The organism is Bradyrhizobium iriomotense (genome assembly GCF_030160715.1).
GTDB classification, from domain to species: domain Bacteria; phylum Pseudomonadota; class Alphaproteobacteria; order Rhizobiales; family Xanthobacteraceae; genus Bradyrhizobium; species Bradyrhizobium iriomotense.
The window spans coordinates 1-10,000 of sequence record NZ_BSOW01000062.1; the positions used below are offsets into that span (position 1 = coordinate 1).

Annotated in this window: 4 protein-coding genes, 2 tRNA genes and 2 rRNA genes (1 of these 8 cut by a window edge); 5 read left to right on the forward strand and 3 right to left on the reverse strand. The window is 61.6% G+C overall.

Features of this window, described 5'->3' with window-relative positions; all coding sequences use genetic code 11:
* Window positions 1–101: 101 nt before the first annotated feature.
* A complete protein-coding gene (locus QQL28_RS43765) occupies window positions 102–890 on the reverse strand; it encodes an MOSC domain-containing protein (protein WP_284275898.1) in 789 nt (262 codons plus the stop codon).
* Window positions 891–1,144: 254 nt separating this feature from the next.
* Here QQL28_RS43765 and clpB point away from each other — a divergent pair, with 254 nt between their 5' ends.
* Window positions 1,145–3,784: an ATP-dependent chaperone ClpB gene (clpB, locus tag QQL28_RS43770; protein ID WP_284275900.1), complete on the forward strand. Its 2,640-nt coding sequence runs from the start codon at window positions 1,145–1,147 to the stop codon at window positions 3,782–3,784.
* 71 nt (window positions 3,785–3,855) lie between these two features.
* Here clpB and QQL28_RS43775 read toward each other — a convergent pair whose 3' ends face one another.
* Both QQL28_RS43775 and QQL28_RS43780 read right to left on the reverse strand, forming a co-directional pair.
* Window positions 3,856–4,122: a hypothetical protein gene (locus QQL28_RS43775; RefSeq protein WP_284275902.1), complete on the reverse strand. Its 267-nt coding sequence runs from the start codon at window positions 4,120–4,122 to the stop codon at window positions 3,856–3,858.
* A gap of 142 nt (window positions 4,123–4,264) precedes the next feature.
* Window positions 4,265–6,334, reverse strand: coding sequence for a M23 family metallopeptidase (locus tag QQL28_RS43780; protein WP_284275904.1), 2,070 nt, complete (start codon window positions 6,332–6,334; stop codon window positions 4,265–4,267).
* 972 nt (window positions 6,335–7,306) lie between these two features.
* Between QQL28_RS43780 and QQL28_RS43785 the strand changes: the two genes are divergently transcribed.
* From QQL28_RS43785 to QQL28_RS43800, 4 genes are all read left to right on the forward strand, one after another.
* Window positions 7,307–8,795 (forward strand): 16S ribosomal RNA (locus tag QQL28_RS43785).
* 226 nt (window positions 8,796–9,021) lie between these two features.
* A tRNA-Ile gene (locus QQL28_RS43790) sits at window positions 9,022–9,098 on the forward strand.
* Window positions 9,099–9,207: 109 nt separating this feature from the next.
* Window positions 9,208–9,283 (forward strand) — tRNA-Ala (locus tag QQL28_RS43795).
* A gap of 395 nt (window positions 9,284–9,678) precedes the next feature.
* Window positions 9,679–10,000 (forward strand): 23S ribosomal RNA (locus QQL28_RS43800) (it continues 2,552 nt past the right edge of the window).
* The 16S and 23S rRNA genes sit together here with 2 tRNA genes alongside, the layout of an rRNA operon.

Below are 10,000 nucleotides of genomic sequence, written 5' to 3' on the forward strand. Positions count from 1 at the left end.
GCTAATACAAGGGTGGGTTAGCGAAGCGTAACCCACCTCTTTCGCTTCCGCGGAGGTGGACCGTGGTGGGTTACGCCTTCGGCTAACCCACCCTACGCGGCTCACATCAACTTCGGCTCTTCAACGGCCACGGCATCGCCGACGCCGATCTCGCCGTCCGCGATCACCTCGCCATAGATGCCGCAATCCATGTGGCCGAGGTGGCGCATGATCGTGGGCGGAATCTCGAGGTCGCGCTGTGCGGTCTCCGGATCGACATTGGTCGCCGCGCAGCGGACGATGCGCTTGACGATCTTCAGCCGCGCTGCGCCGATCGCGAGCGTCTGGCCGACGAGGTCGAGCTCGTGCCAGGCCGGCCAGCCCTGGAGGTAGAGATTGGCGCGGAAGCGCAGGGGATGAACGGCGGTGCCGCCGAGCATCTCCTCGATGGCGCGCACGCTGCCGAGATTGATGATGGAGACGACCTTGCGGGCGACGTCCGAGAAGCTGTGGTCGCGCCCCGACAGCACTTTTGGCGGCCCCCGCAGCTCGCTTTGGAAATTGCCGGTGAAGTAGCTCTCGATGGCGGCGCGCCCGCTGGCCGTCTCCAGGTCGCCGCTGGCGACGACCTGACCGTCCTTGCGAATGGTCAGAAGATTGGCCGCGTCCTCGAACCGGCTTTGCAAGGCCGCCAGACGCTCATTGCGCATCAGCATCAGGAACTGGCTCTTGGGCATCCATTGCGGCGCCTCCGGATCGAACCCGCTCGGGCCGTTCTCGATGGCATAGCGGCGGTCGGCCGGCAGGGTCTGGCCGGCCCGCAAGGCGACGCGGGGCAGGGGCTCGGGCGTGAGGCCTTTGACCGGATAGCGGTAAAGACCGGTGATCTCGGCAGTCGGGTTGGCAACCATGACGCTAGTTAAGGGATTCCCCCCGCCGACGCCAAGCGCGCCATTCAGCCCACGAGTTTGCCACGCACGAATTTGTGAAGAAGCCTCTTCCGTTCCCGTGACTTGGTTCCCACATCTGCGTCAGGCCGGCGCCAGCGTCGGCTGCTAACGACCGCTGCCGGTTGAGGAACGTCAATGCGGCCAGCGGAAACCCAATGAAGATGCCGTTTGGAGTGCCTTAGAGGGCTCCAGGGGCAGGCCGAGGGAAAGACAAGATGAACATTGAAAAATACACCGAACGCTCCAGGGGCTTCATCCAATCCGCCCAGTCGCTCGCGATGCGCGAGGGACACCAGCAGTTTTCGACTCTCCATCTCCTGAAAGTCCTCCTTGACGACAATGAGGGCCTCGCTGCCGGTCTGATCGACCGCGCAGGCGGCAATTCCCGCGCAATTCTGAAGGCGACCGAGGAGGCCCTGAACAAGCTGCCGAAGGTCAGTGGCGGCGGCGCCGGGCAGATCTATCTGGCGCCTGAGCTCGCTCGCACCTTCGACGCCGCCGAAAAGGCCGGCGAGAAGGCCGGCGACAGCTTTGTCACGGTCGAGCGGCTGCTGCTCGGGCTCGCGCTGGAGAGGTCAAGCGAAGCCGGCACGATCCTCAGCAAGGGCGGCGTCACCCCGCAAAACCTCAACGCGGCGATCGAGGCGCTACGCAAGGGCCGCACGGCCGACAGCGCGACCGCCGAGAACGCCTATGACGCGCTGAAGAAATACGCCCGTGATCTCACCCAGGCCGCGCGCGACGGCAAGCTCGACCCGGTGATCGGCCGCGACGAGGAGATCCGCCGCACCATCCAGGTGCTCTCCCGCCGCACCAAGAACAATCCCGTCCTGATCGGCGAGCCCGGCGTCGGCAAGACCGCCATCGTCGAGGGCCTCGCGCTGCGCATCGTCAACGGCGACGTGCCGGAAAGCCTCAAGGACAAGAAGCTGCTCTCGCTCGACCTCGGCGCGCTGATTGCCGGCGCGAAATACCGCGGCGAGTTCGAGGAGCGGCTAAAGGCCGTGCTCCAGGAAGTGACCGCGACCGAAGGCACCTTCATCCTGTTCATCGACGAGATGCACACGCTGATCGGCGCCGGCAAGGCCGACGGCGCGATGGACGCGTCAAACCTGCTCAAGCCGGCGCTTGCGCGCGGCGAGCTGCACTGCATCGGCGCGACCACGCTCGATGAGTACCAGAAGCACGTCGAGAAGGATGCGGCGCTGGCGCGGCGCTTCCAGCCGATCTTCGTCAGCGAGCCCTCGGTCGAGGATACCATCTCGATCCTGCGCGGGCTGAAGGACAAGTACGAGCAGCACCATGGCGTGCGGATCACCGATTCCGCGCTGGTGGCGGCGACGACGCTGTCCAACCGCTACATCACCGACCGCTTCCTGCCCGACAAGGCGATCGACCTCATGGACGAGGCCGCGGCGCGGCTGAAGATGCAGGTCGATTCCAAGCCCGAGGAGCTGGATTCGCTGGATCGCGAGATCATCCGGCTCAAGATCGAGCAGGAAGCCCTGAAGAAGGAAAGCGACCTCGGCTCCAAGACCCGCCTCCAGGCGCTGGAGAAGGAGCTCGCCGATCTCGAGGAGAAGTCGGCGGCGCTGACGTCGCGCTGGAGTGCGGAGAAGAACAAGCTCTCCAACGCCCAGAAGCTCAAGGCCGAGCTCGACGCCCTGCGTGTCGAGCTCGCCAATGCGCAGCGGCGCGGCGAATTCCAGCGCGCCGGCGAGCTGGCCTATGGCCGGATCCCGGAGCTGGAGAAGAAGCTCGCCGATATCGAGGCGCGCGAAGGCTCCGGTGAGATGATGGAGGAGGCGGTCACCGCCAACCACATCGCGCAGGTGGTCTCGCGCTGGACCGGCGTGCCCGTCGACAAGATGCTCGAAGGCGAGAAGGAAAAGCTCCTCAAGATGGAGGAGGCGCTCGGCAAGCGCGTCGTCGGCCAAGCTGAGGCCGTGCATGCGGTCGCAACCGCGGTGCGCCGCTCGCGCGCGGGCTTGCAGGATCCGAACCGGCCGATCGGCTCGTTCATGTTCTTAGGACCTACCGGCGTCGGCAAGACCGAGCTGACCAAGGCGCTCGCCGAATATCTGTTCAACGACGAGACCGCAATGGTCCGCCTCGACATGTCCGAATACATGGAGAAGCACTCGGTCTCGCGGCTGATCGGCGCGCCTCCGGGCTATGTCGGCTATGACGAGGGCGGCGCGCTGACCGAAGCGGTGCGGCGCCGGCCTTACCAGGTCGTGCTGTTCGACGAGATCGAGAAGGCGCATCCGGATGTCTTCAACGTCCTGTTGCAGGTGCTCGACGATGGCCGGCTGACCGATGGCCAGGGCCGTACCGTGGATTTCCGCAACACGCTGATCATCATGACCTCGAATCTCGGTTCGGAGTTCTTGGTGAATCAACCGGAGGGCGAGGACACGTCCGCCGTGCGCGACTACGTGATGGGAACGGTGCGGGCGCATTTCAGGCCAGAGTTCCTCAACCGCGTCGACGAGATCATCCTGTTCCATCGCTTGCAGAAGAGCGAGATGGGCCGGATCGTCGAGATCCAGTTCGCACGACTCCAGAAGCTGCTCACCGATCGCAAGATCACGCTGACGCTGGATGGCGCAGGCCGCGACTGGCTCGCTGCCAAGGGCTGGGATCCGGCCTACGGCGCGCGGCCGCTGAAGCGGGTGATCCAGCGCTATCTCCAGGATCCGCTCGCCGAGATGATCCTGGCCGGCGACGTCAAGGACGGCGACACCGTTGCGATCTCCAGCGAGGGCAACGTGCTGACCTTCAACGGCAAGGCGGCGCAGACGGCCGAGATCGCCCAGTTCGAGGCGCCGGTGCCGAAGCGGAAGCTGAACTGATCGCCGCGTTTGTCGCGGCCAACAACGCCCCGGAAAGGTCCGCCTTTCCGGGGCGAATTGTTTGGATGGGTCTAGCTGATCGCGGGGGCGGGACCTGAATCGGCCGCGTCGTCCTCGTCGCCGCCCTCGTCGATCTCGGAGAGGATATCCACCAGCTCGCGCACGCGGCCATGTGCCAGCGGTCGCAAATCGTTGATCATGGGCTCGTCATTGGCGAGCCAGGCCTGGGCTTCGGCGAGCTCTTCGATGGTCGCGCCGGTTCCGATGATCTCTGCAATGGTGACGTCGTCAGCCCCGCTGACGGCCTTGATGACGTCGTCGCGTGAGAGGCGCCGCATGGTTGGTCCTCCTCTGGCTCAACGGCTCAAACAGGTCGCGCGGGTCAATCGAGACGCGGCCGATCAGTTCCGCAACTGGGGAGGTAGGACGGCACCTGGCCGGGAAAAGGCCGGGTTTTGAGAAAAATTACCTGTTGGTGACTTACCTGTTCGTGACCTGGAGCGGGCCGCCGGTCGCATCCGAGATGCGGGCGATGCCGCTGGAGCGGTTGCTCATCATCGCCTCGATGCGGTCGCGCTCCTTCTCGAAGCCCGCGAGCATCGGGCCTTCCAGCGAGCGGCCGCGCGGCAGCTTGACGCGCATCGGGTCGACGAAGCGGCCGTTGACCAGGATTTCGTAGTGGACGTGCGGGCCGGTCGAGCCGCCGGTCGATCCGACGAAGCCGATCACCTGGCCCTGCCGCACCTTCTTGCCGATTTCCATGCCCTTGGCGAAGGCCGACATGTGGCCATAGGCAGTCTCGTAGCCGTTCGGATGCTTGACGCGGATGTACTTGCCGTAGCCGCTCGACCATTCGGCCTTTTCGATTACGCCATTGCCGGAGGCAAAGATCGGCGTGCCGTAGGCGGTCGCCCAGTCCACGCCGGTATGCATCCTGGTGAAACCGAGGATCGGGTGCCTGCGGGAGCCAAACGGCGAAGTCATGATGGCGCTGTTGACGGGCTTGCGGACCAGGAACTTCTTCGCGCTCTTGCCGGTCTCGTCATAGTAGTCGACGACGCCGTCGTCGGCGCTCTGGTAGCGATAATATTTCTTGGTCTCGCCGCCGACCGTGAGAGAGGCGAACAACACGTCGCTCTTCTCGGTCGCGTTCACGCCCTCGTCCTCGCCGGCGTAGAAGACGTCGAAGGAATCGCCCGGCTGCACCTTGCGCTGGAAATCTACGTCGTAGGAGTAGATCTTGATCATGTCGTCGATGACCGGCATCGGCAGTTTATTGCGCATCGCGGTCTCGTAGATGCTCTGGTAGAGCCGCACGCCAGTGCCGTCGTCATCGTCATCGTCGTCGCTGCCGGTATTCGCGGCCGTGTCGGCGACGGTGTTCATGCTCGAGACGTCGACAGCGACGTATTTGCCGAGATCGGACAGCGCCGCGATCGCCTCGACCATGGTGTCGTTGGCGACGACGACGCGGAACGGCTGGAGCCGGGCGCCGACGCTTGCGGGCGCCATCAGGATGCGAAGCTTCTCGCCTTCCTTGAGGCCGCCGTCGCGCCCGCGGGGCCCGAGCGTCGCGGTGATCGCCTTGATCTCTTCGGGCGTGGAGCCGAGATCGCGCAGCACGGAGGCCACCGAGTCGCCCTTCTTGACGACGTGCACGCGCTCGCCATTGGGATTGCCGCCGGTGATCTGTTCCTTGGTCTTCGGCAGCAGCGTGACGTTTTCCGGCACCACGCGCGTCTCGAAGCCGGCATAGGGGTCGGACGTCGACGCCTCGGGGGCGTAGGCCATCTTGATGTCGGACTGCGCGCCGGTCGCGCCGGAGACGTCGGCGGTGGCGTTGGTGAGCGCGGCATAACGAACGCCGCCGCCATTGCCGCGCCAGTTGGCGGCATCGCGCACACGCATCAGGATGTCGTCGAGCGCCACGACGGCGGCGATCTTCGCCTTCGGCAGCACCGGCGTCAGATCCTTCGTGACGAAGGAGACTTCGGCGTCGGGCTCGACCGCTTCAGGATTGTTGGGATCATCGGCCGCGGTCTTCGGGTCGGAGCCGACGTCGGTCAGAAGGCGCTGGGCGTTGAACGGCGGGATCTTGGCCGACAGATCGCTCGTCGTCATCGAGAGGTTGCCGGCGATGCGGATGAAGGGCCGCACCCGCATCACGTCGCGGTTGCCGACGCGGGCGACCGTCGAGACGCGCACCACGTTGCGCGAGGCGGTGGATTCGCTGGGCGGCGGCAGGCGATCGCTCTTGTGCACGGTGGCGGCGCGATCATTGGCGCCGAACGCGCCGCGCAGCACGCCTTCGACGCGCTCCGGCACCTTGGCAAAAGTCATTTCGCCGTCGAGCGAAGCGAAAACGGCGCCGCCGATCAAGGCCGCGCCGCACAGTCCGGTCAGGATCGTGCCGCTGAACCATTGTACGGAGACGCGACGGCGATCGATGACGGCAGCTTCGGAACCATCGACGGAAAGCGGCGGCTCGTGGCCGAGATCAATGATCCCGGTCTCACGCCGATAACCCCCGCGTGACGCCCTATGGTTCAACCCAAGTCCCCCAATACTACCGACATACGCGAAGCCTGTTCTCGCACCTTGCCGTCCTCGCCCTCTTCAAGGGGGATCTTCGGAGGAAGGCGCGCCGCTTGAAGACGCTCGTCAGCCAGAAGGGCCGGCCGAGTTCACGAGCAGCGAAGCGGATGAAAGTCTCTCGATGTCTCTCGAATGTCCCGGGAAGGCAGTTGCATCTTTCAGATCGCCTCCCCCGGACCAGTAAAATCGCCGGCAGCCCCCACTGGCGTCCTGCGATTCAAGCTTGTGTCATACCAGAACGCCGCGGGATTGTGGCTCTAGTACGGCGCCAAATCCTGAAAAAGTTTCCCGATCTGGCCGGCGCGAGGGGGCTCCCGGGAGGGGCGCAGGAAGCCACCTCCGGGGCCCGCCGGGGCCCAAACTTTTTTCAGTTTTTTCTCCGCTACGGTTCGGTCTGCGCGCTCAGCGGCCACTTAACTCACTGGAATCGCGTGAATTTTTGCGACAATCCACTGTGCGACGATTTGTTGACGATTGGCGTTGACAGCCCGGAAGGTGGGGCCTATAACCCCAACCACTGAGCGCGGCGCCGCCGGGTCACTGACCGAGGCGAGCGAACGCGCCACTGATGCTCCTCACCTTGTTGAGTGACACAACAACCGACACAAGTCGGTTGGAGTCATTCATCGTCGGTAAGGATGTCGGAACCCTTCCTCCCAGGAAGGTTGGGACCTCTCCGGTCCCGGGCTGTTTGACAAGTGAAGATGAAGAAAGAGAAACGTGGACGGCGGAGTCCTTGCGGGTCTCGCTTCTGAAAAGCTTCGGCTTTTCTGATCGAGACCGGACGAAAGACTTCGGCGGTACACGTTTTAAAGGAAACACCATCGTTGCCAGCGATGTGAATCGCAGGCAGCTCGTCGATTTCGGTCGATGAAAAATGGTGGGACCTCGTCAAACGTTGTGATCAGCCGGTTCAAAGTTCAAGTCCAACTTGAGAGTTTGATCCTGGCTCAGAGCGAACGCTGGCGGCAGGCTTAACACATGCAAGTCGAGCGGGTGTAGCAATACATCAGCGGCAGACGGGTGAGTAACGCGTGGGAACGTACCTTTTGGTTCGGAACAACACAGGGAAACTTGTGCTAATACCGGATAAGCCCTTACGGGGAAAGATTTATCGCCGAAAGATCGGCCCGCGTCTGATTAGCTAGTTGGTAGGGTAATGGCCTACCAAGGCGACGATCAGTAGCTGGTCTGAGAGGATGATCAGCCACATTGGGACTGAGACACGGCCCAAACTCCTACGGGAGGCAGCAGTGGGGAATATTGGACAATGGGGGCAACCCTGATCCAGCCATGCCGCGTGAGTGATGAAGGCCCTAGGGTTGTAAAGCTCTTTTGTGCGGGAAGATAATGACGGTACCGCAAGAATAAGCCCCGGCTAACTTCGTGCCAGCAGCCGCGGTAATACGAAGGGGGCTAGCGTTGCTCGGAATCACTGGGCGTAAAGGGTGCGTAGGCGGGTCTTTAAGTCAGGGGTGAAATCCTGGAGCTCAACTCCAGAACTGCCTTTGATACTGAAGATCTTGAGTTCGGGAGAGGTGAGTGGAACTGCGAGTGTAGAGGTGAAATTCGTAGATATTCGCAAGAACACCAGTGGCGAAGGCGGCTCACTGGCCCGATACTGACGCTGAGGCACGAAAGCGTGGGGAGCAAACAGGATTAGATACCCTGGTAGTCCACGCCGTAAACGATGAATGCCAGCCGTTAGTGGGTTTACTCACTAGTGGCGCAGCTAACGCTTTAAGCATTCCGCCTGGGGAGTACGGTCGCAAGATTAAAACTCAAAGGAATTGACGGGGGCCCGCACAAGCGGTGGAGCATGTGGTTTAATTCGACGCAACGCGCAGAACCTTACCAGCCCTTGACATGTCCAGGACCGGTCGCAGAGACGTGACCTTCTCTTCGGAGCCTGGAACACAGGTGCTGCATGGCTGTCGTCAGCTCGTGTCGTGAGATGTTGGGTTAAGTCCCGCAACGAGCGCAACCCCCGTCCTTAGTTGCTACCATTTAGTTGAGCACTCTAAGGAGACTGCCGGTGATAAGCCGCGAGGAAGGTGGGGATGACGTCAAGTCCTCATGGCCCTTACGGGCTGGGCTACACACGTGCTACAATGGCGGTGACAATGGGATGCGAAGACGCAAGTCCTAGCAAATCTCAAAAAGCCGTCTCAGTTCGGATTGGGCTCTGCAACTCGAGCCCATGAAGTTGGAATCGCTAGTAATCGTGGATCAGCACGCCACGGTGAATACGTTCCCGGGCCTTGTACACACCGCCCGTCACACCATGGGAGTTGGTTTTACCTGAAGACGGTGCGCTAACCAGCAATGGAGGCAGCCGGCCACGGTAGGGTCAGCGACTGGGGTGAAGTCGTAACAAGGTAGCCGTAGGGGAACCTGCGGCTGGATCACCTCCTTTCTAAGGATGATCCTTCAGCGAGCTCACGCTCACTATCGGATCGTTTTAGAAACATCAGGGGCCAACAGATCGCCAGATCGTTGAGCTCCATTGGCGGGATTTCGCCGTCTTCGTTTCTCTTTCTTCGCGGACGAACACGCGCCGGGGCTGCGCTGTGCGATTGCATTCGGCGCTGGTCGCCGGCTGCTGCACGCCGAGACCCTAGTCCTTGATAGGATAGCGTTAGGGGCTTGTAGCTCAGTTGGTTAGAGCGCGCGCTTGATAAGCGTGAGGTCGGAAGTTCAAGTCTTCCCAGGCCCACCAGCCTTCGCGCTTCGCTGCTTCGGCTAGGCAAGCCCTTCGATACGAAGGCTGTCGCGCTGTAGCTTTGGCGAAGGCGGGCTAATCAATCGAGCATTCGTCTTCTGGTTACGGGGCCATAGCTCAGCTGGGAGAGCGCGTGCTTTGCAAGCATGAGGTCGTCGGTTCGATCCCGTCTGGCTCCACCAGATGGTTTGATCACCGAGATCTTGACCGTCGTCCGCGAAACATCACTTCGCACCTACTAGTCTGGATAGACAGTAACGTGCGTGATTTCTGACATCGTAAAGAGGAGATCGATCCGAGTTGGATCGTGCAGGAGATTTCTGCGCGAGCCTTCATTATCTCCGGATCATTTCGGCGCTCGCTTTCAACCGTGAGGTTGGCTGCGAGTTGTAAATGATCCTTTTAGCGAAGCTTGACCGCCTCGCTATCGGAACGATCTTACGAAGCAAGCTGGTCTTTCTAGTCAATGTCCGGCTGCAGATAGCGTTCATCGAGGGCGCGTGCCTTAGAGATTTCGATCTCTTGGCAGTTCTGCAGACAACATTCTGCCGAGTGTGTGGACATTGATAATGAGAGCAATCAAGTGCCTTAAGGGTGTTCGGTGGATGCCTTGGCGCTGAGAGGCGATGAAGGACGTGCTACGCTGCGATAAGCCGTGGGGAGCTGCGAAGAAGCTTTGATCCACGGATTTCCGAATGGGGAAACCCACCTTCGATAGCCGGAACTCCAAGACCTTTGTCGAAAGACATCGGTGTGGGGTTCGACCAGATAATGCGAGAAGCCAGACCTTTAGATTTCGATCGAAGAGGTTTTGGATTTCCGGTTATCAAGTGAAGGTATGAGACTTCTGAATAAAATAGGAGGTTTCAAGCAAACCCAGGGAACTGAAACATCTAAGT

Coding starts and splice junctions, on each gene's coding strand:
- clpB (WP_284275900.1), top strand. CDS start 1,145: ATGAACATTGAAAAATACACCGAACGCTCCAGGGGCTTCATCCAATCC.
- QQL28_RS43775 (WP_284275902.1), bottom strand. CDS start 4,122: ATGCGGCGCCTCTCACGCGACGACGTCATCAAGGCCGTCAGCGGGGCT.
- QQL28_RS43765 (WP_284275898.1), bottom strand. CDS start 890: ATGGTTGCCAACCCGACTGCCGAGATCACCGGTCTTTACCGCTATCCG.